This is a genomic window from Mesorhizobium sp. WSM4820, from assembly GCF_055811075.1.
The window spans coordinates 121,286-146,146 of record NZ_JBVVQN010000001.1 but is presented as its reverse complement, the minus strand read 5'-3'; the positions used below and the strand labels follow the sequence as shown (position 1 = coordinate 146,146).

Annotated in this window: 27 protein-coding genes; 3 read left to right on the top strand and 24 right to left on the bottom strand. The window is 63.6% G+C overall.

The genetic code is table 11. The features are described from left to right. Positions 1-30: 30 nt before the first annotated feature. From AC0L2R_RS00730 to AC0L2R_RS00705, 6 genes are all read right to left on the bottom strand, one after another. The gene (locus AC0L2R_RS00730) at positions 31-573 is read right to left on the bottom strand and encodes a MerR family transcriptional regulator (RefSeq protein ID WP_023798386.1); all 543 of its coding nucleotides are present in this window, start codon (positions 571-573) and stop codon (positions 31-33) included. Between the two features lie 195 nt (positions 574-768). Further along, positions 769-1,092: an integration host factor subunit alpha gene (locus tag AC0L2R_RS00725; RefSeq protein WP_023798387.1), complete on the bottom strand. Its 324-nt coding sequence runs from the start codon at positions 1,090-1,092 to the stop codon at positions 769-771. Between the two features lie 105 nt (positions 1,093-1,197). Next, positions 1,198-2,169, bottom strand: a complete 972-nt coding sequence (locus AC0L2R_RS00720; protein ID WP_091591554.1) for a beta-ketoacyl-ACP synthase III — start codon at positions 2,167-2,169, stop codon at positions 1,198-1,200. A gap of 9 nt (positions 2,170-2,178) precedes the next feature. Beyond that, on the bottom strand, positions 2,179-3,249 hold the full coding sequence (gene plsX / locus AC0L2R_RS00715) for a phosphate acyltransferase PlsX (protein ID WP_023798389.1): 1,071 nt from the start codon (positions 3,247-3,249) through the stop codon (positions 2,179-2,181). Positions 3,250-3,380: 131 nt separating this feature from the next. Beyond that, the gene (locus AC0L2R_RS00710; protein WP_473507396.1) at positions 3,381-3,944 is read right to left on the bottom strand and encodes a YceD family protein; all 564 of its coding nucleotides are present in this window, start codon (positions 3,942-3,944) and stop codon (positions 3,381-3,383) included. A 26-nt stretch (positions 3,945-3,970) separates the two neighbouring features. Beyond that, positions 3,971-4,513 (bottom strand): ubiquinol-cytochrome C chaperone family protein, encoded by a 543-nt coding sequence (locus AC0L2R_RS00705; protein WP_473507395.1) that lies wholly within the window; start codon positions 4,511-4,513, stop codon positions 3,971-3,973. A 114-nt stretch (positions 4,514-4,627) separates the two neighbouring features. Here AC0L2R_RS00705 and AC0L2R_RS00700 point away from each other — a divergent pair, with 114 nt between their 5' ends. Next, positions 4,628-5,173 (top strand): outer membrane protein assembly factor BamE, encoded by a 546-nt coding sequence (locus AC0L2R_RS00700; protein WP_287221722.1) that lies wholly within the window; start codon positions 4,628-4,630, stop codon positions 5,171-5,173. Between the two features lie 238 nt (positions 5,174-5,411). Here AC0L2R_RS00700 and AC0L2R_RS00695 read toward each other — a convergent pair whose 3' ends face one another. Then, positions 5,412-7,553 (bottom strand): sodium-translocating pyrophosphatase, encoded by a 2,142-nt coding sequence (locus tag AC0L2R_RS00695; RefSeq protein WP_473507394.1) that lies wholly within the window; start codon positions 7,551-7,553, stop codon positions 5,412-5,414. 475 nt (positions 7,554-8,028) lie between these two features. On the opposite strand from AC0L2R_RS00695, the gene AC0L2R_RS00690 reads away from it, so the two are divergent. After that, entirely contained in the window at positions 8,029-8,229 is a 201-nt protein-coding gene (locus AC0L2R_RS00690; RefSeq protein WP_023798395.1) for a type II toxin-antitoxin system HicB family antitoxin, read from the top strand. 49 nt (positions 8,230-8,278) lie between these two features. On the opposite strand, the gene AC0L2R_RS00685 is transcribed toward AC0L2R_RS00690, so the two are convergent. The 17 genes from AC0L2R_RS00685 to AC0L2R_RS00605 form a co-directional block, all read right to left on the bottom strand. Further along, positions 8,279-9,043 carry an ABC transporter permease gene (locus AC0L2R_RS00685; RefSeq protein WP_473507393.1) on the bottom strand — a complete coding sequence of 255 codons (765 nt, stop codon included), beginning with the start codon at positions 9,041-9,043 and terminating at the stop codon, positions 8,279-8,281. Then, on the bottom strand, positions 9,040-9,978 hold the full coding sequence (locus AC0L2R_RS00680; protein WP_473507392.1) for an ABC transporter ATP-binding protein: 939 nt from the start codon (positions 9,976-9,978) through the stop codon (positions 9,040-9,042). Before AC0L2R_RS00680 ends, AC0L2R_RS00685 begins: the two co-directional genes overlap by 4 nt. Beyond that, the gene (locus AC0L2R_RS00675; RefSeq protein WP_473507391.1) at positions 9,975-11,141 is read right to left on the bottom strand and encodes an ABC transporter permease; all 1,167 of its coding nucleotides are present in this window, start codon (positions 11,139-11,141) and stop codon (positions 9,975-9,977) included. The genes AC0L2R_RS00680 and AC0L2R_RS00675 overlap by 4 nt, the downstream gene beginning before the upstream one ends. Before the next feature lie 38 nt (positions 11,142-11,179). After that, positions 11,180-12,091, bottom strand: a complete 912-nt coding sequence (osmF, locus tag AC0L2R_RS00670; protein ID WP_023798400.1) for a glycine betaine ABC transporter substrate-binding protein OsmF — start codon at positions 12,089-12,091, stop codon at positions 11,180-11,182. Between the two features lie 250 nt (positions 12,092-12,341). Continuing rightward, the gene (locus AC0L2R_RS00665; RefSeq protein ID WP_473507390.1) at positions 12,342-13,559 is read right to left on the bottom strand and encodes an MFS transporter; all 1,218 of its coding nucleotides are present in this window, start codon (positions 13,557-13,559) and stop codon (positions 12,342-12,344) included. Continuing rightward, positions 13,556-14,056 (bottom strand): transcription antitermination factor NusB, encoded by a 501-nt coding sequence (gene nusB, locus AC0L2R_RS00660; protein WP_023798402.1) that lies wholly within the window; start codon positions 14,054-14,056, stop codon positions 13,556-13,558. Before nusB ends, AC0L2R_RS00665 begins: the two co-directional genes overlap by 4 nt. Next, entirely contained in the window at positions 14,053-14,547 is a 495-nt protein-coding gene (ribH, locus tag AC0L2R_RS00655; protein ID WP_128170659.1) for a 6,7-dimethyl-8-ribityllumazine synthase, read from the bottom strand. Before ribH ends, nusB begins: the two co-directional genes overlap by 4 nt. A gap of 364 nt (positions 14,548-14,911) precedes the next feature. Continuing rightward, positions 14,912-15,529 carry a riboflavin synthase gene (locus tag AC0L2R_RS00650; protein WP_473507389.1) on the bottom strand — a complete coding sequence of 206 codons (618 nt, stop codon included), beginning with the start codon at positions 15,527-15,529 and terminating at the stop codon, positions 14,912-14,914. Then, positions 15,529-15,666, bottom strand: coding sequence for a hypothetical protein (locus tag AC0L2R_RS00645; RefSeq protein WP_473507388.1), 138 nt, complete (start codon positions 15,664-15,666; stop codon positions 15,529-15,531). Before AC0L2R_RS00645 ends, AC0L2R_RS00650 begins: the two co-directional genes overlap by 1 nt. Positions 15,667-15,700: 34 nt before the next feature. After that, positions 15,701-16,822, bottom strand: a complete 1,122-nt coding sequence (gene ribD, locus AC0L2R_RS00640; RefSeq protein ID WP_473507387.1) for a bifunctional diaminohydroxyphosphoribosylaminopyrimidine deaminase/5-amino-6-(5-phosphoribosylamino)uracil reductase RibD — start codon at positions 16,820-16,822, stop codon at positions 15,701-15,703. A 2-nt stretch (positions 16,823-16,824) separates the two neighbouring features. Then, positions 16,825-17,301, bottom strand: a complete 477-nt coding sequence (nrdR, locus tag AC0L2R_RS00635; protein ID WP_023798407.1) for a transcriptional regulator NrdR — start codon at positions 17,299-17,301, stop codon at positions 16,825-16,827. Between the two features lie 133 nt (positions 17,302-17,434). Beyond that, positions 17,435-18,022, bottom strand: a complete 588-nt coding sequence (locus tag AC0L2R_RS00630) for an invasion associated locus B family protein (RefSeq protein WP_473507386.1) — start codon at positions 18,020-18,022, stop codon at positions 17,435-17,437. An 82-nt stretch (positions 18,023-18,104) separates the two neighbouring features. Continuing rightward, positions 18,105-19,418: a serine hydroxymethyltransferase gene (gene glyA, locus AC0L2R_RS00625; RefSeq protein WP_473507385.1), complete on the bottom strand. Its 1,314-nt coding sequence runs from the start codon at positions 19,416-19,418 to the stop codon at positions 18,105-18,107. Between the two features lie 337 nt (positions 19,419-19,755). Continuing rightward, complete coding sequence (locus AC0L2R_RS00620) at positions 19,756-21,009, bottom strand: L,D-transpeptidase family protein (protein ID WP_287237385.1); 1,254 nt, start codon at positions 21,007-21,009, stop codon at positions 19,756-19,758. A gap of 360 nt (positions 21,010-21,369) precedes the next feature. After that, positions 21,370-21,885: a transcriptional regulator LdtR gene (gene ldtR, locus AC0L2R_RS00615; RefSeq protein WP_027154640.1), complete on the bottom strand. Its 516-nt coding sequence runs from the start codon at positions 21,883-21,885 to the stop codon at positions 21,370-21,372. 255 nt (positions 21,886-22,140) lie between these two features. Next, positions 22,141-22,563: a DUF6163 family protein gene (locus AC0L2R_RS00610; protein WP_287345694.1), complete on the bottom strand. Its 423-nt coding sequence runs from the start codon at positions 22,561-22,563 to the stop codon at positions 22,141-22,143. Then, the gene (locus AC0L2R_RS00605; protein ID WP_473507384.1) at positions 22,560-23,603 is read right to left on the bottom strand and encodes an enoyl-CoA hydratase/isomerase family protein; all 1,044 of its coding nucleotides are present in this window, start codon (positions 23,601-23,603) and stop codon (positions 22,560-22,562) included. Before AC0L2R_RS00605 ends, AC0L2R_RS00610 begins: the two co-directional genes overlap by 4 nt. A gap of 205 nt (positions 23,604-23,808) precedes the next feature. On the opposite strand from AC0L2R_RS00605, the gene hemB reads away from it, so the two are divergent. Then, positions 23,809-24,840, top strand: a complete 1,032-nt coding sequence (hemB, locus tag AC0L2R_RS00600) for a porphobilinogen synthase (RefSeq protein WP_473507383.1) — start codon at positions 23,809-23,811, stop codon at positions 24,838-24,840. The last annotated feature ends 21 nt before the right edge of the window (positions 24,841-24,861 follow it).

Genomic DNA, 24,861 nt, shown 5'->3' with positions numbered 1-24,861 from the left:
GCATTTTTTTGCGCATTTTTCGGGGCCATGCTAGCGCACCTGATCGAGCAGGCGCTTGCATTCCAGAAGGTCGAACAGCGCCTCCTGCAGCAAAGCGCGATTGTCGCGCGAGAGTTTCGACGTGCCCGGCTGTACCGGGCCTTCTTCCTCGGTCTTGCCCAGGCCGAAAAAGCGCCGGCTGGGTTTCACCTTGGGCTCGCCGACCAGCATCTCGTCATCGGCGCCGCGCGGCTGGGCCGCCGGTGTCAACGGCACCGCATCGGCCTGCCGGCGCTGCGAGATCGCCTCGACGGCCGCCATGTCGCCATTGCCGATGGCGACCAGGAAATGATTGCCGTTCTCGCGCAACAGCTTCTGCACACCCTTGATCGTGTATCCCTGATCGTAGAGCATGTGGCGGATGCCCTTGATCAATTCGACATCCTGCGGCCGGTAGTAGCGGCGGCCACCGCCGCGCTTCATCGGCTTGATCTGGTTGAAGCGCGTTTCCCAAAAACGCAGCACATGCTGCGGCAGGTCGAGATCTTCTGCGACCTCGCTGATGGTGCGGAAAGCGTCGGGGCTCTTGTCCATGGGCGAAATCCTCACGCTGGAGCATGGTCCCGAAAAGTGGGAAACGGTTTTCGGCCAGGATCATGCTCAACAAAGAGTCATTCCGATCCGGCTTGTCCTGCCGAATCGAGCCTTATTTCAGCGGTTTATGAAACAATATTCAAGCCCGGCGTCAAAGCAGGCGACCGTTTTCAACCGGGCTTTGAAGCGCAGGCGCTATTTGCTGCCCTTGGCCTTGCTGATCTGGTGCGCGCGCAGGATGCGGTTCTTAAGCACATTCGACGATTTGAAGGTCATCACGCGGCGCGGCAGGATCGGCACTTCCTCGCCGGTTTTGGGGTTGCGCCCGATGCGCTCGTTCTTGGAGCGGACATGGAAGGTTGCGAACGACGACAATTTTACCGTCTCGCCGCGAACGATCGCCTCACAGATCTCGTCCAGAACCGCTTCGACGAGCTCGGCCGATTCAGTACGCGACAGGCCAACCTTGCGATAAACGGCTTCAGCAAGATCGGCGCGCGTAAGTGTCTTTCCCCCCATGCGAACCGTCCCCATCAGCTCAAAAAACATAACTCTATATAAGCAAAGATAGAGCCTAAGTAATTGATCCGGCAAGGTCAAGGACCGAACCGGTCCGTTCGGCACTTACCAGCGAAGCAGGACCGCGCCCCAGGTGAAGCCGCCGCCCATCGCCTCGATCAGCACCAGATCACCCTTCTTGATGCGGCCGTCGGCGACCGCCACCGACAGCGCCAGCGGCACCGAAGCAGCCGAGGTGTTACCGTGCAAATCGACGGTAACCACCACCTTTTGTTCAGCTATCCCGAGCTTCCTGGCGGAAGCGTCGATAATCCGCTTGTTGGCCTGATGCGGCACGAACCAGTCGAGATCTTCAGCGGTGATCCCGGCAGCTGAGAACGTCGCTTCGATGACGTCGGTGATCATGCCGACCGCGTGCTTGAACACTTCGCGGCCTTCCATCCTGAGATGGCCCACCGTTCCGGTGGTCGAAGCTCCACCGTCGACGAACAGCTTGTCCTTGTGAGCCCCGTCGGAGCGCAGGCTGGCAGCCAGCACGCCGTGGTCGGCAATGCCGCCCGCCCCCTCGCCTGCTTCCAGCACCATCGCGCCGGCGCCGTCGCCAAACAGCACGCAGGTCGAGCGATCGCTCCAGTCGAGGATGCGCGAAAAGGTTTCGGAGCCGATCACCAGCACGCGTTTGGCGAGGCCGCCGCGGATATAGAGGTCGGCCGTCGTCACCGCGTAGACGAAGCCCGAGCACACCGCCTGCATGTCGAAGGCGAAGCCGTGATGCATGCCCAGCCGGTTCTGGATGTCGACGGCGGTCGCCGGAAAGGTGTTGTTGGGAGTCGAGGTCGCCAGCACGATCAGGTCGATATCGGCCGGCGTCAGGCCGGCATTGTCGAGGGCTGCGCGCGCCGCCGCCTCGCCGAGCGAAGCCGTCGTCTCGTCGTCGGCCGCGATATGGCGCTGGCGGATGCCGGTGCGCTGGGCAATCCATGCGTCTGACGTCTCGACCATGCCTTCGAAATCGGCATTCTTCATGATGCGGCGGGGCAGCGCGGAGCCTGTGCCGCGCACGACTGATCTGATCAAGGCTCTTTCCTATTCCTCTGCGTCGGCAACGACGTCGGATTTCCTGGATGTCTGGGCATGCGGATTGCGCGCATGGAACAGATCAAGATCGGCTTCGATGCGATCGAGCAGATTGTTGCGCACCATGTCGTAGCCAAGCTCGATCGCCGCCGCGAAGCCGTCCGAATCGGCGCCGCCATGGCTTTTCACCACGACGCCGTTCAGACCCAGAAAAACCCCGCCGTTGGAGCGGCCGACATCCATCTTTTCGCGCAGGCGATCGAAGGCGCCCTTGGCGAATACATAGCCGATCCTGGCCATCAGCGTGCGGTCCATCGCGGCGCGCAGGTAACCGGCGATCTGCCGTACCGTGCCTTCCGCCGTTTTCAGCGCGATGTTGCCGGCAAATCCTTCGGTGACGACCACGTCGACCGTGCCCTTGCCGATGTCGTCGCCCTCGACGAAACCATGGTAGTTCATCGAGGCCATGTTGGCCTCGCGCAACATGCGGCCCGCCTCCTTGACCTCTTCCTGGCCCTTGATCTCCTCGACGCCGACATTGAGCAGACCGACGCTCGGCCGTTCGATGCCGAAAACCGAGCGCGCCATGCCAGTGCCCAGAATGGCAAAATCAACCAGCTGATGCGCATCCGCGCCGATGGTGGCGCCGACGTCCAGCACCACGCTTTCGCCACGCAATGTCGGCCACAGCGCCGCGATCGCCGGACGGTCGATGGTCGCCATGGTGCGGAGGCAGAATCTCGACATCGCCATCAGCGCGCCGGTGTTGCCGGCCGAGATGCAGGCGTCGGCAGTGCCTGCCTTGACCGCCTCGACCGCTTTCCACATCGACGACTTCCAGCGGCCATGGCGCAGCGCCTGGCTCGGCTTGTCGTCCATCCGGACTGCTATCTCGCAGTGGATGAACTCGCTCACTTCCGCCAGCTTGGGCAGCTTTGCGAGTTCGGGGCGCACTGCCTCCTCGCGACCATAGATGACGAAGCGGATGTCGGGACGCCGGGTCGCGACCGTCATGAGCGCCGGGATGACCACGCTTGGTCCGTGATCGCCGCCCATGGCATCGATGGAAATCCTGATCACGCGGTGTTCATCTCACAGTTTGCTTGAGCGAGCGCCTGGCGCTGGCAACGGGTTTGGGGCTCGCGAAGGTTCGGCGAAAATAGCGTTTTTGGGCTGCCGCACAACCGGCTTTCTCCGATTGGGTCGGGTTTTCAGGATTTCCCCAGCAGGGAACGCAGCTTTTGCTGAAATTCGCTTTCCACAGTCCCGGCATCGTCGGCAGCCTCCATCGAAACGCCTTGCTTGCGCGGATAGGGATCGATCGCCAGTCCAAAGAACTGTTCGGCGAGCGCCCCGACATCGATTGAATTGCCGGAAAATGTTTCCGGGCTGTCCGGCCCTTCGGCATCGAGCATTATCTCGCCACCGCCCTCGAAACCCTGCCGCCCGAGCTTCGACTGCTCCGGCAGGAACAGTGCGTCGACCGCCTCGTCGATATGCGCCTCGATCGGGTCCAGGGTGACGATGCAGGCCTGGGTGATATCGGCCTCGACGCGGCCGCTGACCTTGACGCCGTTGCGCTTCCATGGCGCCACCAGAAGTTCGGCGCGATAGTTCTCGACCGACAGCAACTCGTGCTCGCCTGCCAGCGCGGCGCGCTGCGCGGCGTCGGCCTCGATCAGCACCGGCAGTCCCTTTTGCGGCAGCCGGGCGACGTTGGCCACGAAGGACACGGGGCTCTGGCGATCGGGGCTCTGGGAATCGGCGTGTTTCATGTTTTCCTTTAAATAGGCTTGTTTTCTTAAATAGGTTTGGCCGCGGGGAATGCCACAGTGCCGGAAACAATCGATTCGGTCGGCTGTTCCGCGAGTCGCCTGGAGACATCGGCGACGTAGCCGGCCAGATGCGTCGCCTGCGGCCAGGTGCCGGCATCAGGCCTGACATTGCGGGCAAGCGCCGCGACGAGTGCGTCATGGTCGTTTCGTTCCAGCGCATCGTCATAGGCGGCGGTGCGGCCATAAAACATCTTCGCCAGTTTCTTCATGCGCTTCGGCACGCCGACGTCGCCGATGCCGAGTTCGCGCAGCGAATGCTCGACATCCATGAAGAACTCGTCGATCAGCACCTGCGCGACCTCCCCGGCAACACCACCCTCGCCGCGCAGCCGGTGCTGGAACAGGAACATGTGCAGCGACAGCATCTCGAAGCGGCCAAGCGGCGTGTCCGGGACATCCCAGTCGGAATAAAACACGGTTTGCCGCGCCGCTGCCACGATTTGTGCGTAAAGCGCCTCGGTGATAGCGCGGTTGGCGTGAAGTTCGCGACCAAAAAGGCGCTGGAACATTGAGGGTGGTCTCCCGGGGACCGTTTGTTGAATTGGCCTTGTTGCATCGGCGAGCAAGCTGGTTTACCGGTTTTGCGGCCCAGCGCAAGTTGCGGCCAGCTAATGGAGTTGTAGTTGCGCGCGCTGAAAATCAAGTCGACTTTTCTGCCCAGGTCCGCTTTTCCGAGATCCGCCGGCGCGATCTCGCTGCTGGTGGCAGCTTCGGCGCTTTGCGCCTGCAACTCGTCGAAGATGATCGGTGATCTCAATCCGAGCGAGACGCTGACGCAGGGCTACGTCATCGACCAGCAGGCGATCGACCTGGTGCCGGTCGGCTCGAGCCGCGAACAGGTGCTTCTGGCGCTCGGCACCCCGTCGACCAAGGCGACTTTCGACAACGAGGCCTTCTACTACATCTCACAGACGCGCAAGCGTTACGTCGCCTTCGACAAGCCGAGGCTGGTCGACCAGAAGGTGCTGGCCGTCTATTTCGGCGAGGACGGGCGCGTTACCCAGATCGCCAATTACGGCCTGAAGGACGGCAAGGTGTTCGACTTCATCTCGCGGACCACGCCGACCGGCGGCAAGGACCAGAACTTCCTCAGCCAGATCATGGGTGGCGCCAGCAAGCTGGCGCCCGGCCTCCCCGGCGGCGGCGGCGGCGCCTCGCCGGGCACCTGATCCTCCTTTTCTTTTGCTTCCCTTCTTTTTGCTTCGGGGGGAAGCAGCAACATCTCAGGCGACCGAAAACCCGCGGGAGCGATCCCGCGGGTTTTTGTTTTCCTCAGACCATTTCAACGCGAGCTTGGACCCGTCACCGGCGTCAATTCCCTGATGCTGGACGTCCAAAATAGACGAACCCGCGGGATCGCTCCCGCGGGTTCGGTTGTGGATCTCGGCCTCGGAAGGCCAAGCCGCCTCAGCCGTGCGCGAGCACGGCCAGCAGCAACAGGGCGACGATGTTGGTGATCTTGATCGCCGGGTTGACTGCCGGACCGGCGGTGTCCTTGTAGGGATCGCCGACCGTGTCGCCGGTCACCGAGGCCTTGTGCGCCTCGGAGCCCTTGAGATGCTTGACGCCGTCCTTGTCGGTAAAGCCGTCCTCGAACGATTTTTTTGCATTGTCCCAGGCGCCGCCGCCAGAGGTCATCGAGATGGCGACGAACAGGCCGTTGACGATGACGCCGAGCAGCGAGGCGCCAAGGGCTGCAAAGGCGGACGCCTTCGAGCCAGAGATCAGCAGCACGCCGAAATAGACGACCAGCGGCGCAAGCACCGGCAGCAGCGACGGAATGATCATTTCCCGGATCGCCGCCTTGGTCAGAAGATCGACCGCACGCGCATAGTTCGGCTTCGAGGTGCCGGCCATGATGCCCGGATCCTCGCGGAACTGCTTGCGCACCTCCTCGACGATGGCGCCCGCCGCACGGCCGACAGCCGTCATGGCGATGCCGCCGAACAGATACGGAATCAGACCGCCGAAGATCAGACCGGCGACGACATAAGGGTTGGAGAGGTCGAAAGAGACGTCGCCCATGCCCTGGAAGTAAGGGTATTTGTCGCCATTGGCGGCAAAGAACTTCAGGTCGTTGGAGTAGGCCGCAAACAGCACCAGCGCGCCGAGACCTGCCGAACCGATGGCGTAGCCCTTGGTCACCGCCTTGGTGGTGTTGCCGACGGCATCGAGCGCATCGGTCGACTGGCGCACTTCCTTGGGCAGGCCGGCCATTTCGGCGATGCCGCCGGCATTGTCGGTGACCGGGCCGAAGGCGTCGAGCGCAACGATCATGCCGGCAAGACCGAGCATCGTGGTGACTGCGATCGCCGTGCCGTAGAGGCCGGCGAGCTGGTAGGTCGATATGATGCCGCCGACGATGACGATCGCCGGAAGTGCCGTCGATTCCAGCGAGACCGCAAGGCCCTGGATGACGTTGGTGCCGTGACCGGTGACCGAGGCCTGGGCGATGGAGTTCACCGGGCGCTTGTCGGTGCCGGTGTAGTACTCGGTGATCACCACGATGAGGCCGGTCACCAGAAGGCCGATCAGGCCGCAGATGAACAGGTTCGTGCCGGTGATGGCCATGCCGGCGACCGTGCCGATTTCGCCCCAGCCCAGGGTTGCCGAGGTGGCGATGCCGAGGCCGACGATCGACAGCAGGCCGGTGACGATCAGGCCCTTATAGAGCGCGCCCATGATCGAGCCGTTGGAGCCGAGCTTGACGAAGAAGGTGCCGACGATGGAGGTCAGGATGCAGGCGCCGCAGATGGCCAGCGGATAGAGCATCGTGGCGCTGAGAACGGCGGTGCCGCCGAAGAAGATGGCGGCGAGGACCATGGTGGCGACCACGGTCACCGCATAGGTCTCGAACAGGTCGGCGGCCATGCCGGCGCAGTCGCCGACATTGTCGCCGACATTGTCGGCGATGGTGGCCGGGTTGCGCGGATCGTCTTCGGGAATGCCGGCTTCGACCTTGCCGACGAGATCGCCGCCGACGTCGGCGCCCTTGGTGAAGATGCCGCCGCCGAGACGGGCGAAGATCGAGATCAGCGAGGCGCCGAAGCCGAGCGAAACCAGCGAGTCGATGACGACGCGGTCGTTGGGCTGGAGGCCGATGAATTGGGTGAGGATCAGATAATAGATCGAGACGCCGAGCAGGGCCAGGCCAGCGACCAGCATGCCGGTGATGGCGCCCGACTTGAAGGCGATCTCGAGGCCGGCTGCGAGGCTGTTGGAAGCCGCCTGCGCGGTGCGCACATTGGCGCGCACCGAGACGTGCATGCCGATGAAGCCGGCGGCGCCCGACAGAACGGCGCCGATCAGGAAGCCGATGGCGGCGGTGATCGAAAGCAGCCACCAGGCGAGCAGCAGGACGACGACGCCGACGATGGCGATGGTGGTGTACTGGCGCGCCAGATAGGCCTGCGCGCCTTCGCGGATGGCCGCGGAAATTTCCTGCATGCGTGCATTGCCCTGATCGGCCGCGAGGACCGATTTTGTCGCCCAGATGGCGTAAAGGACTGAAAGCAGACCGCAGGCGATGACAGCTAAAATTATGGTCATTGCCGGATTTTCCTCGATTGATGACCCAAAAGAACCCCTCCCTGGGCCGTTGAGACGGGGAGCGGATTCCGCGCGCCGAATCCGCTCCCCTCGCATCGGCTTATGCGAAACAGGGCTGCGAACGTCAAGATATTGTTCGGTTTTTGCCCGGCTTTCGCCCAAAAGCCCCCGGCTTTCGCCCAAAAGCAATGGCGGCAACAGGCTCGCAAGTGCCGCCACCCGATCAGATCGATTGAAATCGGCTGACGGTCGTCAGCCTCCGCGCAGGTCGCCGTCCAGTTCGACCACGAAGAGCAGCACCGCCAGCATGGTCATGGAGAACATGAAAGCCTTCTGCTGGCCGTTGCAGACGTTGGACTGCCACACCCGTCGAGAGCCTGATCAGGCAGGCAGACCTTGCAGATAGACAGCGCTGATGCAGCTTTGCAAATATCGGCGGGGCAGCCTATCTTCAGGGTGGAGTTGGAGATGACCGATGAAGTTCAAGGCGATCATTCACGAAGCCGAAGAAGGTGGCTACTGGGCCGAAGTGCCGGCAATTCCCGGTTGCGCGACCCAGGGTGAAACCTTGGACGAACTTGTCGAGAACTTGCGTGAAGCAATCGAAGGCTGCCTCTCGGTAGAGCCGCTATCTTTCACTTCAGAACCCGGCCGGGTCATGGAAATCGCTGTTTGAAGTCCATTTCCGCCGAGATGAGCGAACGCGATAAGCTCTGATCTGTCGCCTATGCCGTCTCCTGCCCCATGCGGCGCGCGGTGTAGCGCTCGATCGCCGACAACCCGTCATAGATCAGCACGGCAAGCGCGGCGACGATCAGGCCGCCCTGCAGGACGAAGGCGAGGTTGTTGGACAACAGACCGGCGATGATCACCTCGCCGAGCGTCCTGGCCGCCACGGTCGAGCCGATCGTCGCGGTGGCGAGGCTGATGACCACCGAAAGCCGGATACCGCCGAGAATGATCGGCGCGCTGAGCGGCAGCTCGATCTTGACCAGCCTTTGCCAGCCGGTCATGCCGGCGCCGCGCGCCGCCTCGACCACATTGGCCGGCAGCGTCGTCAGCCCGGTCAGCGCGTTCTCGAAGATCGGCAGCAGGCCGTAGAGAAACAGCGCGATCAGTGTCGGCTTCTCGCCAAAGCCGACGGCCGGCACGGCCAGCGCCAGCACCGCCACCGGCGGAAAGGTCTGGCCGATATTGACCAGGCTGCGCGACAGCGGCAGGAATTCGACGCCGGCCGGCCGGGTGACCAGGATGGCGAGCGCCACGGCAACGATGGTTGCCGCCACCGTCGCGATCAGCACGGTCCTCAGGTGCAGCAGCATCAGCGTCAACAGGCTGCCCTGGTTGTAGATTGCCGGCGCGTTGCTCTCGGTCAGCGGCTTCAGCAGCGGCTCGAACCAACCCGGATTGGTCACGAACGCAATGAGCAGCACCACCAGGGCAAGCCTGAGCAGTGACGGAAGCCAGGCTTTTACACCGGCCTCTTTCATGCCGGCCTCGCCGCGCGTTTCACCAGCCCATCCACAGTCACGCGGCCGAGCGGCTTGCCATCCGCGCCTGTCACCGGCAACGCCGGGCGTCCCGACCACAACAGTTCAGCCAGCGCATCGCGCTGACTGGCGTCGGCTGGGATCGCATCGCCTTCGGCGGTGCCCGTCTCCACGGCGTCGCGCACCCGGCCGAGCGACAGCAGCCTGAACGGTTTTTCGCTGGCGCCGACGAGGGTCTCGACGAAGGCGCTGGCCGGCTTCGCCAGGATCTCGGCGGGCCTGGCATATTGCACCAGCTTGCCGGCATCCATCACCGCGATCTTGTCGCCCATACGCACCGCCTCCTCCATGTCATGGGTGACGAGGATGATGGTGGTGCCGAAGCGCTTCTGGATCGCCCGAAGGTCCTCCTGCGCCTTGTTGCGGATGATCGGGTCGAGCGCGCCGAACGGCTCGTCCATCAACAGCACGTTCGGCTCCGCGGCAAGTGCCCTGGCGACGCCGACGCGCTGCTGCTGGCCGCCGGAGAGCTCGTGCGGATAGCGTGGCCCGAACGCCTGGGGATCGAGCTGGTAGAGCGTCATCAACTCGTCGACACGGCGCTTGGTGCGGGCCGCGTCCCAGCCGAGCAGCACCGGCACGGTGGCGATGTTCTGTGCCACGGTGCGATGCGGAAACAGCCCATGGCCCTGGATGGCGTAGCCGATGCTGCGGCGCAGCTCGTAGCCGGGCAGCGAGCGGTTGTCGGCGCCGTCGAGCCTGATCACGCCGGCGGTCGGCTCGACCAGCCGGTTGATCATGCGCAGCAGCGTCGTCTTGCCGGAGCCGGAGGTGCCGACGATGACGGCGATGGTGCGCGGCTCGATCACCATCGACACGTCATCGACGACGGTCGTCGCGTCATAGCGCTTGGTAATGCCTTCGATCTCGATCATGCCGGTTGTGCCTCGCGTCGCCTGGTGGAGGTCATTTCGATGAATGCGTCGAGGATGATGGCGGCGGCAAAGGCCATAGCCACCGTCGGAACGGCGCCGAGCAGCACCAGGTCCATCGCCGTCTGGCCAACGCCCTGGAACACGAACACGCCGAAGCCGCCGCCGCCGATCAGCGCGGCAATGGTAGCAAGGCCGATGTTCTGGACCAGCACGATGCGGATGCCGGTGAGGATCACCGGGAAGGCCAGTGGAAATTCGACGCCGAACAGGCGCTGGCGCTCGGTCATGCCCATGCCGCGTGCGGCATCGTTGGCGGCGCGCGGCACGCCGGCAAGACCGACCACGGTGTTGGCCACCACCGGCAGCAGCGAATAGAGGAACAGGGCGACGAAGGCGGGCGCGGTGCCGATGCCGCGAATGCCGAGGGAGGCCGCGCCGGGCACATGCGTGGCGACCCAGCCGAGCGGCGCGATCAACAGGCCGAACAGCGCGATCGAGGGAATGGTCTGGATGATGTTCAGCACGTTGAGCACGCCGGCCCGCAATTTTTCGACGCGGTGGCAAAGGATGCCGAGCGGCAGGCCGACTAGCACCGCTGCTGCCAGCGAGCCCAACGCCAGAGTCACATGTTTGGAGCCTTCGGCCCAAAAACTGTCGGCACGGTTGGCGTATTCCTTGAGAATCGACAGACTGTTCCAGCTGCCCGAGACCAGCAGCAGGCCGATTGCCGCTGCCGCGACGACGAGCACGCCGATCCGCGCCGATGGCGACAGGTTCAGCCTCGTCAGCCCATCGGCGAGCAACAGCGTAAAGGCGAAGATGAGCAGCCAGAAACCCGAAGCCGGCGAGATGCGGGCAAAGCTGTTGCCCTCAGGCGTCAGGAAGCTGCCGGCGACGCCGATCAGCAGCGCCAGTGCGGCAAGCGCGACCACGCTGGCGGCCAGGCGCGGTACCAGCGGCGTTTTCAGCAAGGCGACGACCGCCGCAACGACGACGACTGCAAGCAGCAGCGGCCCCAGCGTCGGCGGCAGCGCTTCAAGAATCGAGCGCGCCTCGCCCGGCACGATGCGATTGGCGCGCAAGGTGGCAAAGGGCGCGGCGAAGGCGGCATAGGCAACGATCGCGGCGATGACCACGCCGAGCTTGTCGAAGCGGGTGGTCATGGCGCGCCTCGCACCGGCGTCATTTTCAAACGGGCTGACTACTTCAAAAACCCGTTCTTCTTCAAAAAGTCTTCGGCGACGCCTTTGACCGGCTCGCCGCCGACCTGAACGCGGCCGTTCAGTTCCTGCAGGGTGACGAGGTCGAGCTTGGCGAAGACCGGCTTCAGCAGCGTCTCGATTTCGGGATGCTCCTTCAGCACCGCCTCGCGGATGATCGGAGCCGGCTGGTAGACCGGCTGCACGCCCTTGTCGTCTTCGAGCACGACCAGGCCGGACGGCGCGATGCCGCCGTCGGTGCCGTAGACCATGGCGGCGTTGGCGCCGTTGGTCTGGTTCGCCGCGGCGGCGATGGTCGCCGCCGTATCGCCGCCGGAGAGCGTGATCAGCTGGTCCGGCTTAAGCGTGAAGCCATAGGTGGTCTGGAAAGCTGGCAGCGCGGCAGCCGAATTGACGAATTCGGCCGAGGCCGCCAGCACCACCTGGCCGCCGCCGGAGACATATTTGCCGAAGTCGGACAGCGTCGCCAGCTTGTTGGTCTCGGCGACATCCTTGCGCAGCGCAATCGCCCAGGTGTTGTTGGCCGGCGACGGCGACAGCCAGACGATCTTGTTGGCGTCGTAGTCGAGCTTCTTGGCCGTTTCATAGCCCTTGGCGGCATCCTTCCACACCGGATCGTCGGCCTTTTCGAAGAAGAAGGCGGCATTGCCGGTGTATTCCGGATAGATGTCGATCTCGCCGGCGGTGATCGCCTTGCGCACCACAGGAGTGCCGCCGAGCTGGATGCGGTCGGTGGTCTGGATGTTGTTGGCGTTCAGCACCAGCTGGATGATGTTGCCGAGCACGCCGCCTTCGGTGTCTATCTTCGACGACACGACCACCTGAGCGCTCGCCGAGGCTGCGGTGATGCCGAGCGCCAGTGCCGCGCCGGCCAGAACCTTGACTGAAAACATTTCACAAATCCTTTGCTGAGAACCGGACTGCGGCTGCCGCATATGAGCATGGCTTCAATGCCCCGTCGGGGCACACGGTTTCATAAGAAGGGGGATGGGGGCAATAATTTTGTTCGGATGCGGGTGAATCCGCTGCTGTCTGATCCCGACAGCGTCATGTCACTACAGCGCGTCGCGTCCGTTTGGACGCGCAAAGAACGCTGTAGCACTTTTGATTTGCGCATGATCCCTTCCGAACTTCGGTTCGGGGTCATGAGCTGGTCGGCCGCGCGGTCATCTTCAGCACGCCCAGCGCCACGAAGCACAGCACCGTCACCGGGAAGATGATCCAGTTCAGCATCTCCCAGCCCCAGGCGTTGTAGACCGCGCCCGACATCAGCGAGGCGAAGGCGACGGAGCCGAACAGGACGAAGTCGTGAAAACCCTGGACCTTGGCCTTTTCCGATGGCCGGTAGCTGTCGGCGACCATGGCGGTGGCGCCGATGAAGCCGAAATTCCAGCCAAGGCCGAGCAGGATCAGCGCCGTCCAGAACTGCCACAGCGCCAGGCCCGACAGCGCCACCACGGCGCAGCCGATCAGCAGCACAAGGCCGGTTGCGACAATCCGTTCGGCGCCGAAGCGATAGATCAGCGAGCCGGTGAAGAAGCTCGGCGCGAACATCGCCATGACATGCCAGGAAATGCCGAGCGTGGCGTCGTCCGTCGACAGGCCGCAGCCGACCATGGCGAGCGGCGCGCCGGTCATGACGAAGCTCATCAGCGCGTAGCTGCCGACGGCGCAAAACAGCGCCGCAACGAAACGCGGCCTGGTGACGATCTCGGCGAGCGGCCGCGCGTCGCTGTCGGCGATTTCCGCTTTGCCCGTCGCCTTGGCCGGGATGCGCAGCAACGACAGGATGGCGGCGCCGACCGCCGCCAGCACCAGGATGGAGGCAAACGAGCCGGCAAACATCACCGGCGCAAACAATTCGCGGGTGAAGATGACGATCTGCGGCCCAAGGATGGCGGTGACGATGCCGCCGGCCAGCACGAAGGAGATGGCGCGCGCCTTGAATTCAGCCGGCGCGTTGTCGGCGGCGGCGAAGCGGAATTGCTGGACGAAGGAACCGCCGATGCCGATCACCAGCAGGCCGAAGGCGAACAGCCAGAAGCTGGCGTAAAATAGCGCCAGCGTGGCGACCAGACCGCCGAGCGCAGTGACGATCGTCCCGGTCATGAAGCCGTCGCGCTGGCCGAGCCGGCGGATGACGGCTGCGGCCGGCAGGGCGCCGAGCGCCACGCCGACATTGAAGCCGGTGATCGGCGCCGTCGCCAGCGACTTGTCGGTTCCGAGCAGATAGTGCCCGGCCAACCCACCCACGGAAATGGCGATTGGTGCAGCCGAACCGATGATCGCCTGCGAAGCGGCAAGGATGAGCGCCGTGCGGCGCGCTTCCCTGCCGGCCTCGGCGATAGCGACGGCCGTCATGACGCGTCCTTGCCACGCCCTTCGCCGCGCACCCGGCGCGACACGCGATCGAGCACCGCGTTGACCAGCTTCGGCTCGTCTTCTTCGTAAAACGCCTTGGCGATATCGACATATTCCGAGACGATGACAGCCACCGGCACGTCCTCGCGCTTCATCAGCTCGTAGACGCCGGCGCGCAATATGGCGCGCAGCGTCGAATCGAGCCTGGACAACGGCCAGTCCTCGGTCAGCGCCTGGCGGATGATCGGATCGATGGTCTTCTGGTTCTCGACGACGCCGGCGAGGATGGCGCGAAACCATTGCGCGTCGGCCTCGCGATAGAGCGCGCCGTCGACTTCCTTGCCGAGCCTGAACGCCTCGTATTCGGCGGTGATCTCGAAGACGCCGCTGCCGGCCACATCCATCTGGTAGAGCGCCTGCACGGCGGCCAGACGGGCTGCACCGCGCTTGTTGGCGTGGCGCACCGCGGGCTGGCCGGGCGATGCGGGTTCGCTCACGACCGCTCTCCCAACTGTTGCTTGAGGGCGATCATGGTCAGCGCCGCACGCGCGGCAAAGCCGCCCTTGTCGCCTTCCGAACGCCTGGCCCGCGTCCAGGCCTGCTCGTCATTTTCGGTGGTCAGGATGCCGTTGCCGATGCAGACCGCTTCCTGGACGGACAGGTCCATCAGGGCACGGCTCGATTCATTGGCGACGATGTCGAAATGATAGGTGTCGCCGCGCACGATGGTGCCGAGGGCGACAAAGCCGTCATAGCTCGACCTGCCTTCGGCGGCGCCGTCGAGGGCGAAGGAAATCACTGCGGGAATTTCGAGCGAGCCCGGAACGGTGACGACGTCGTATGTCGCGCCCGCTTCCTCGAGCGCGCTTGTCGCGCCTTCGAGCAGCGCGTCGGCAAGGTCGTCGTGGAAGCGTGCCTCAATGACAAGAAGGTGGGCCTTCTTCTTCGGGCGAATGAACGCTTTGCCGTGTTGGGATGTGCCAGCCATAGATGTCTCCGGGATCGCCGGTGACTTAGGCCGAAGCCGGTTTGATCGCAAGCAGAAGATTGGTGGAGATGCGGACGTGCCTGATTATTGGTTTCCTCCGAAGCCGGCGCTTCCCCTCGTTGCCCTGCCGGGCATTTCTCCACGCAAACGGGGCGAAAGAGGCTGGCCGCATCGCCGGCGCCCTTCTTGCAACGCTGGTGATTGGCGAAACCATCGATGAAATCGCCCCTCGCCCGTTTACGGGGAGAGGTCGCCGGCAGGCGGGTGAGGGGCAGCGCCAAACGGAACAAGGCGCCAATCAGATCCGAGGTGCTCGTCCTGTTCGGATAACCGTATGAATCCACGCCGCTCTCCGGCAGGACCATCAAAGCCCCTCTTTCGCGGCCTCCGCCAAACGCGCCGCGTAGCGGGCCATGGTGTCGATCTCCAGATTGACGCGGTCGCCGACCTGGCGTTCGCCCCAGGTGGTCACGGTCAGCGAGTGATGGATCAAGAGCACGTCGAAGCGCGTGCCGTCGACCTTGTTGACGGTGAGCGAGGTGCCGTCGAGCGCGACGGAACCCTTGGGTGCGATGAACTTGGCCAGATCGCGCGGCGCTTCCAGCGTAAAGCGCACGGCATCGCCCTCCTCCTTGCGCGCAACGATCTCGGCCATGCCGTCGACATGGCCTGAAACGATGTGGCCACCGAGTTCATCGCCGATCTTCAGCGGCCGCTCCAGATTGATCCTGGTGCCGGATTTCCAGCCCATCGCCGTCGTCAGCCTGAGTGCCTCTTCCCAGGCCTCGACCTCGAACCAGCGCGCGTTGGCGCCGCTTTCCGGCAGCGCCGTCACCGTCAGGCAGACGCCGCCGCAGGAAATCGAAGCCCCAATGGCGATCGTCTGCGGGTCATAGGCGGTGTCGATGCGCAAGCCGACGCCCTCTCTCAGCGGCTTGACGGCAGCGACGGTGCCGATATCGGTGACAATCCCGGTAAACATCAGGCTCTGGCTTCTTGGTTGGCCATGATCTTTTCCGAAAACCGGTTCCCACTTTTCGGGATCATGTCTTGGTTGGCCATGATCTTTTCCGAAAACCGGTTCCCACTTTTCGGGATCATGTCTTTCAGTTTGACCATGTTCTTGTCCAAAAACCGGCTCCGCTTTTCAGGATCATGGTCTTATCCACTCGGCGTAGCTGTCTTCGCCGAAACGCATGTCGCGCAATTTGCGAAATCCTGCCGGGATATGGTCGGCGTCGATGGGCGATGCAATGCCGCTCCTGCCGATCGGCTCCTGCCCCTGGAACAGCACGATGCGGTCGACCAGCCCTTCGGCGAGGAAGGCCTTGGCCACCTTGGCGCCGCCCTCGACCAGCACGCTCGCCATGCCGAGTGCGGCAAGATCCTCAAGCAGTTCCGGCAGCGCAATATCGCCTTCATACGTCTCGGTGCCGATGAAGCGCACGCCGGCGCGTTCGAGCGCGGCGCGCCGGTGCGGATCGGCTTCGGCACAGGCGGCGACATAGAGCGGAACCCGGTCGAGGCCGGCGACCAGTTTCGACGTCTCCGGCAGCCTGATCTGGCGGTCGAGCACGATGCGCGCCGGCGAGCGGTTCTCCAGCCCCGGCAACCGCACCGTCAGCGCCGGATCGTCCTCCAGCGCCGTGCCGATGCCGATCAGTACGCCGTCGGCTTCGGCGCGCATCAGATAGACTTCGCGCCGGGCGATGTCGCCGGTTATCGAGACCTGCCCCGCGCCTTCCATGCCGATCTTGCCATCGCTGGAAATCGCAAGTTTCAGGATCACTTCCGGACGTTTTTTCAGAGATCGAATGAGATAGCCGGCCATCTGCTCGGCGGCTTCTGCAACGAGCACCTTTTCGACCACTTCGACACCGGCGGCACGCAGGATCGCATAGCCGTTGCCGGACACGCGTGGATCGGGGTCGCTCGCAGCCCCAATCACCCGCGCGACGCCGGCATTGACCAGTGCACTGGCGCAAGGCGGGGTGCGGCCATGGTGGGCGCAGGGCTCCAATGTGACATAGGCGGTGGCGCCGCGTGCGAGCTCGCCGGCCTCCGCCAGCGCCTCGGTCTCGGCATGTGGCCGGCCTCCGACAGCGGTGACGCCGGTGCCGACGATCATCGGCCCGGTGCCGTCGTCGCGCACGATCAGCGTGCCGACGGAAGGGTTGGTCGAGGTTCGTCCGGCGTTTTTCCGCGACAGCCTCAGTGCCGCCGCCATGAAGCGGCGATCAAGAACCTCTTGCTCGGCTTGGCTGCGCCTTGCCATGCTCAGCCGGCGTCCTCTTCCTTGAGCTCGTCACCTTTCAGTTCACCCAGCACGTCGTGAAAATCCTTGGCCTCGCGGAAATTGCGATAGACCGAGGCGAAGCGCACATAGGCGACGTCGTCGAGCGACTTCAGTGCCTCCATCACCAGGCGGCCGACCTCGCCCGAGGCGACCTCGGTCTCGCCGGAGCTTTCGAGCTGGCGCACGATGCCGGTCACCGCGCGGTCGATGCGCTCGGGATCGACATTGCGCTTGCGCACGGCGATCTCGACCGAGCGCAGCAGCTTGTCGCGGTCGAACGGCACCTTGCGTCCGGACTTCTTCACCACAACGAGGTCGCGCAACTGCACCCGTTCGAAGGTGGTGAAGCGGCCGCCGCAATCGGGGCAGACGCGCCGCCTGCGGATCGCCGCGCCGTCTTCGGCGGGGCGCGAATCCTTCACCTGCGTATCTTCGGACTGGCAGTAGGGACAGCGCATGGGCAGCCTTGTGTTCGCGAATCTCGTAGAGCGAAGGCTTAGAGGTTTTTGCCGCGATGGCAAAGTATCGGTTCGCGCCTCAGAGATAGCGAGGCGCGGGGAAAATTGCCAGCTCAACGGCAATACCGGCCGATTACGGCGCGACGTCAGCAGTCGGGAACCCACATGACACGCCGAGGCTGCGATAGGCCTTGGTGAAGCCGTCCATCGATACGGTCGCGACCGGCGTGTCGGCGAATATGACGTCGAGCGCGCTGGCGCGGCGCATTGCACGCAGCAGCGCCAGGCTGATCTCGGGCTTGTTGTTCAACATCCATTTTCCGCTGGCACCGGCCATGGCATCGACGGTCGCCTTGACCTTGCCGTTGCCATCGCCGAACACCGCCGGAATGTTCTCGCCAGTCGGCAAGTCCTTGTTCTTCATGGCGATGACGAGGGTCGGATAGCCATTGGGCGGCAGTTCATCACCGTTCGAGATGGCAAGCGTGAGCGTGCCGCTGGTACCGCTCGCGTCGAGAAAGGCGGTCGAGGCGACGCAGGTCTTGCGCAGATCCTCACCGGTATCGATCTCGTCCACAGTGGTGGACCAGTTGCCGAAGGTTTCGGTCTTCGGTGCGGCTGGGGTGGGCGCAGACTGTGCCAGGGCGGCGGACGGCAAGCTGGTCAATGTGACCAGCACGCCAAGCGCGCTCAAGCCAGCGACACTGAAAATCTGCATCATCGTCAACGCTCCTGTCCGGACTCCGTCCCCGCTGAAAAAGTGCTTCTCGTCCGGCCGATAAAGGACGACACTTTGCGTGAGCTCAACCGAGATAGGGATAGAGCGGAAAACGATCCGTCAACGCGGCCACCTTCGCCTTCACCGCTGCTTCGACGGCTGCATTGCCGTCATCGGAATTCGCGGCCTTGAGCCCGTCCAGCACCTCGGCGATCAGCTTGCCGATCTCGCGGAACTCGGCCTGGCCAAAACCGCGCGTGGTGCCAGCCGGCGTGCCGAGGCGCACGCCCGAGGTGACGAACGGCTTTTCGGGATCGAAAGGGATGCCGTTCTTGTTGCAGGTGATGTTGGCACGGCCAAGCGCTGCCTCGGCACGCTTGCCGGTGGCGTTCTTCGGCCTGAGGTCAACCAGCATAAGATGGTTGTCGGTGCCACCGGAGACGATGTCGAGGCCGGTTTCCTGCAGGCTGGAGGCCAGCGCCTTGGCATTGGCGGCAACGCTCTCGGCATAGATCTTGAAGCTTGGCTTCAGCGCTTCGCCCAGGGCCACAGCCTTGGCGGCGATGACATGCATCAGCGGACCGCCCTGCAGGCCTGGAAACACCGCCGAGTTCATCTTCTTGGCGATGTCTTCGTCATTGCACAGGATCATGCCGCCGCGCGGGCCACGCAGCGACTTGTGCGTGGTGGTGGTGACCACATGGGCGTATGGCAGCGGCGACGGATGCACGCCGCCGGCGACCAGGCCGGCGATGTGGGCCATGTCGACCATCAGATAGGCGCCGATCGAGTCGGCGATCTCGCGAAAACGCTTCCAGTCCCAGACGCGCGAATAGGCAGTGCCGCCGGCCAGGATCAGCTTCGGCCTGGTCTCGTGGGCGGTCTTCTCGATCGCGTCCATGTCGAGCAGGTGATCGTCCCTGCGCACGCCGTAGGAAACGACCTTGAACCATTTGCCGCTCATGTTGACCGGCGAACCGTGCGTCAGGTGGCCACCAGAATTCAGGTCGAGCCCCATGAAGGTGTCGCCGGGCTGCAGCAGCGCCAAAAAGACCGCCTGGTTCATCTGGCTGCCGGAATTCGGCTGGACATTGGCGAAGTTGCAGCCGAACAGTTTTTTGGCGCGCTCGATGGCCAGGTCCTCGGCCACGTCGACGAACTGGCAGCCGCCATAGTAGCGCTTGCCCGGATAGCCCTCGGCGTATTTGTTGGTCATGACCGACCCCTGCGCTTCCAGAACGGCGCGGGAGACGATGTTTTCCGAAGCGATCAGCTCGATCTCGTGGCGCTGGCGGCCGAGTTCGTTGCGGATCGCGCCGAAAATCTCCGGATCGGCATCGGCAAGCGTGGTTTCGAAGAAGGATTCGAATTTGTTCGACACTGCCGCTGCTGTTGCCATGCTTGAGATCCTTGTCGTCCGGGGGGTCTGCCGCGCCATTAACACAGTTGCTTTCGCCCCGCCACGTTTGCGGCGCGAAATTTGCTGGTCGGATTGCGGCAGCGAGGCGAAGAGCCACCTATTTTCCTCGCCTGCCGGCCGTTCAGCAAGGCTTCGCGACGCCCTTGCTGTTCGGCTAACGGTTTCCATCACCAGGGCCCGCAGAGGACTTTCACCTCCAGGTCGTCGACCGGCTGCCATCCCGGCCAAACGGTGCTTGCCCACCACGCGCCATGCGTGGCGGACGATACAAAAAGGCCGCCCACAGAGGCGGCCTTTTCACTAAAAAATCAGTGGCTTAGAGCGCAGAGGTGATCTGCAGCTCGTTGGCTCCGTCGAGCCCGTAGATGTCGTCGCGGAACTGCACGACGCCAGTCCCCGTCGACCAGGCCGAGATGTAGAGGAAAAAGACCGGCACCGGATTGGTGACCTGCACCGGGATGTTCTCGCCGCTCTTGATCGACGCCTCGAAATGCTGGCGGCTCCAGCCCGGCGTGTCGCGCAGGATCCAGGTGACGAGGTCGCGCACGTTCTGGACGCGCACGCAGCCTGAGGAATCGAAGCGCATCATTTTGCCGAACAGGCTCTGCTGCGGCGTGTCGTGCATGTAGACGCCGTCCGGACTCGGGAAATTGATCTTGACCGAGGCCATCGCATTGCCGGCGCCCGGATCCTGGCGAAAGCGGTATTTCTCCGCGTCGTCGGTCGACCAGTCGACGGTCAGTGGATCGACCTCGCTGCCATCCGGTGCGAACAGCCGGATCTTGCTGTCCTTGAGATAGTTGGGGTCCTTCCGCATCAGCGGAATGATGTCCTTGCGCACGATCGAGACCGGCGCGTTCCAGTAAGGATTGACGATGATCTCGTTGATCTTGGAATCGACGATCGGCGTCTGGCGATCGATCTTGCCGACGACGGCGGTGTGGCGCAGCACGACGCGGTCGTTCTCGACCGCTTCGATCTGGGCGCCAGGGATATCGACCAATACATAGCGGTTGCCCAGCGTACCGGCGCGTTCGTTCAGCCGCTGCAGATTGGTCTGCAGCTGGCCAAGCCGGACCTGCGCCGAGACATTCATCGCCGCATAGCTATATTGGCCCAGGGTGCCGTCGGAAGGCAGTCCATGACGCGCCTGGAAGCGCTTGACCGCCGCATCGACATAGGAATCGAAGGCCTCTGAAAGGCCGGCGCTCTGCGCCAGGTCGCCCGAAACCATCAAGCGCCTGCGCAATGGCACCACGTCGGGATCGATGACGCCGAGTTGCAATTTCTTGGTGTCCGGGACCTGCTCCCAGCCGCCTTGCGCGACAATGTTCTGATACTGCGCGATAGCCTGCTCGGTGTACGCAACGGTCTGCAGGCTGACGATCGGCAGCGTCGAGGCCACCTTGCCGCCCTCGCTGGCGCGGGCGTCGAACTGGTCGTTCCAGTTGCCGCGGCCCGAGGATTTCAGGATGTCCGCGATCACGTCCTGCGCGCTGGCGCCACCGGCAACCATCGTCGCGGCCAACGCGGAGGCTCCGGAAAGGAAGAAACGGCGACTGGTTCTCATGTACGCTCCAGATAGTCCTGTAACAGTTTTTTCACCGGGCGATCCGCCCGCATGCTAGGCCCGGCCCACTCTAAGGTTGGCGTCCTTAACAATTAGCCAACCATGCCCCACTCGCTTCTGTGCGAAAACGCGCCGGGCGCGACGCGCCTTCACTGAGGCGGTTGGCGGGCAGACGGATTGGCTCGCGCCGCTACATCACCCGCATTCTCGCTTCCACCGGGAATATGGCGGCAACGTGACCCTGACCGCGATTTGGATCGGCTGGCCTCACGAAACGCAAAGACCGATGCTTTTCGGCACCGGTCTTTTGGATCGCTCCCCGACCGCGCCTGTGGCGCGGTTGCATGCGATGGACATACTTTACATGCGATAGGCGATGGTGTCGTTCCAGAAGCGGTCGAGGCGCTGCAGGGCGCGGTTCATTTGCTTGAATTCTTCCGTGTTGATGCCACCGACCTGCTCGATCGAGCCGACATGGCGCTCGTAGAGGCCGGCGACGACTTCCGCCACCTCACTGCCCTTCGGCGTCAGCGAGACCCGCACCGAACGGCGGTCGATGCGCGAGCGCTGGTGGTTGATGAAGCCGAGATCGACCAGCTTCTTCAGATTATAGGAGACGTTCGAGCCGAGATAATAGCCGCGCGAGCGCAACTCGCCGGCGGTCAGTTCCGAATTGCCGATATTGAAGAGCAGCAGCGCCTGGATGGCGTTGATATCGGAACGGCCGTTGCGGTCGAATTCGTCCTTGATCACGTCAAGCAGGCGGCGGTGCAGCCGTTCCACCAGCTGCAGCGATTCCATGTACAGCGAACGGATCGCCTCGCGGCGGTCATCGGATACGTTGGCGGTCTTCGCCGCCGGACGGGAATTGATCATTGTCTTTGCCTCTCGTTTGTCGCCTGGTGATTTTTTGTTTTTCACCTTGATCGCGACACTATCGAATACTCATAAAATTCGACTTAAACGCTAGGGCTAACAAGAGCTTACCGGTAATAGGTTTCGAAAGAGGCTTAACGAAGGGTCACCCGAACAAGGACGATTAACCTAAAGATTTAGCCAATGAATCCGGGCGGTAATTTGCCCGTCCAACCGGACGCGTGGGTTATTCTTGTTGAGCATCGATCCGATGCTCTATTGCCGGCTCCGGCGCTTCTGCACCCAGATCACCACGCGAAAGACGATGTAGAGCAGCGCCACCGCCGCATGCGAGGCGACGATCAGCGGCCGGTGACCGAAGAGCTCGGGAAAGCCGGCATGCATGACGGTCTCGGTCGCCGCGCAGATGAACCAGATCACCGGCCCCCAGGAGGCCAGCATCCACAGACCGGCTGCGGCGAAGGGAAAGAACACGGCGAGCGTCACCGCCGCCACCTGCCAATGCACCGGCATCAGGTCGAAGCGCCACAACGAGCCGGGATAGAAGCCGATCAGCCGGATCCAGTACAAAATCCCGAACAACAGACAGTAGGCTGAGATGACGCGCTGAAACCAGGCGAAGATGACCTCGACCGTCGAGGGCTGGAGCACGACGCGTCTCGACGTGACCTCGCTCACAGCGTGAGTTCCCGTTCGCCGAGCGGAGCGAAATAGGCGTCGACGTCAGCAGCATTGACGTCGTCGATGCCTGCCGGCCGCCATTGCGGCGTCGAGCCCTTGTCGATGATGGCGGCGCGGATGCCTTCGTAGAAATCGTGGCCGGCAAGCATGCGGTTGAGGATGCGGAACTCCATCCGCATGCACTCGTCCATCGACAGCGTCAGCCCGGCGCTGATCTCGCGCCAGGCAACATGCAGGCTGGTCGGCGAGCGGGTGCGGATCGTCGCCAGTGTCTTCGCCGCGAACGCGTCTGCGGGTGCGGCGCGCTCCAGGCTGCCGATGATGTCGCTCAGCGACGGCTGCGCGAAATGGCGAGCGATGGCTTCCAGTGTCGGACTGTCCGTTTCGCGCCGGGCCGGGACGGAAAAGCCGCGCAGCGCCGCTTCCGGGTCGCCGCTCGCAACCAGCCGGTCGAGAAAGCCGGCCTGGTCCTGCGCCTTGATCGTGTGCGTCGCCAGGCCCGACCACAAAGCGTCGCCATAGCGGATGCGGTTTCCGGTCAGGGCCAGATACATGCCGAAGCTGCCGCCGAGGCCCGGCAGCAGATGACTGGCGCCGACATCCGGGAAAAAGCCGATGCCGACTTCCGGCATGGCGAACTGGGCGTTCTCGGTCAGCAGCCGATGCGAGCCGTGGAACGAGATGCCGACGCCGCCGCCCATGACGATGCCGTCGATCAGCGCGACATAGGGTTTTTCGAACTGCGCGATGCGGGCGTTCAGCCGGTATTCGTCGGCGAAGAAATCGACCGGCGGCTTTCCCACCCGGCCGGCCTCGTAGATGTGGAGGATGTCGCCGCCGGCCGAAAACGCCCTGCCCTCGGCCTTGACGACGACAACATCGACGCCGTCGTCGCGCTCCCAGGCGCGCAGCGCCTTGTCGAGCGCCTTGACCATGCGATGGGTGACGGCATTGAGCGCCTGCGGCCGCGTCAGCGTGACGATGCCAGCGCTGCCCGATCGTTCGAAGCGGATCTCGTTGCCGCCGCCAAAATCCATCGCGTAAAGAATCCCTCGCCCAATGCCGCCGGGACTGAAGTGCTAAAGCGTGGCGCATGGCTGCGTCAATGCCAAGCCGCAATCCTGTCCGGCAACAACGGTCAGGAACTCGTATACCGGTATCCAGCTTGTGCCTGGCACTATCGTGCCGCATTGGTCAGCGGCGGAGGCTCGTGTTAAAAGCCGCCAATCCGGAGTTTTGGCGATGAACAAATTCACCCCAGCAAAGCCTGCCGGCGCGCGCAGCGTCGACGAGATCACCGGCAGTCGCCGTTTGCGCCGCATGCGCAAGGCCGACTGGTCGCGCCGGCTCGTGCAGGAGAACCGGCTGTCCGTCGACGATCTGATCTGGCCGATCTTCGTCGTCGATGGGAACAATATCCGCGAACCGATCGCCGCCATGCCTGGTGTCTTCCGCCTGTCGCTCGACCTTGCCGTCAAGGAGGCCGAGCGCGCGGCAAAGCTCGGCATTCCGGCGATCGCCACCTTCCCCAATGTCGAGCTCGGCCTGCGCGACCAGACCGGCTCGCACATCCTCGATCCGGAAAACGTCATCAACCGCGCCACGCGCGCCATCAAGCGCGCAGTGCCCGAGATCGGCATCATCACCGATGCGGCGCTCGATCCCTTCACCTCGCACGGCCACGACGGCATCTTGCGTGACGGCATCATCGTTAACGACCAGACCGTGGAGCAGGTGACGGCGGCTGCCGTCATCCAGGCTTCTGCCGGCGCCGATATCATTGCCCCTTCCGACATGATGGACGGCCGCATCGGCGCCATCCGCGATGCGCTCGACGCCAATGGTTTTCAGGATGTGGCGATCATGTCCTACGCGACGAAATTCGCCTCCGCCTTCTACGGACCCTATCGCGAGGCGGTCGGCACCGCCGGCCTGCTCAAGGGCGATAAGAAGACCTACTATCTCAACCATGCCAATTCCGACGAGGCCGTGCGCGAGGCCGAGCAGGACCTCGCCGAGGGCGCCGACATGCTGATGGTCAAGCCCGGCCTGCCCTATCTCGACATCATCCGCAGGCTGAAGGACGAATTCCGGATGCCGACCTTCGCCTATCAGGTGTCGGGCGAATATTCGATGATCAAGGCGGCCGCCGCCAATGGCTGGATCGACGGCGACAAGGCGATGCTGGAATCGCTGCTCGCCTTCAAGCGCGCCGGCTGCGACGGCATTCTCACCTATTTCGCGCCTGAAGTGGCGGCGATGCTGAAGGGGTAAGCATCGTTTTGGGATTCTGCT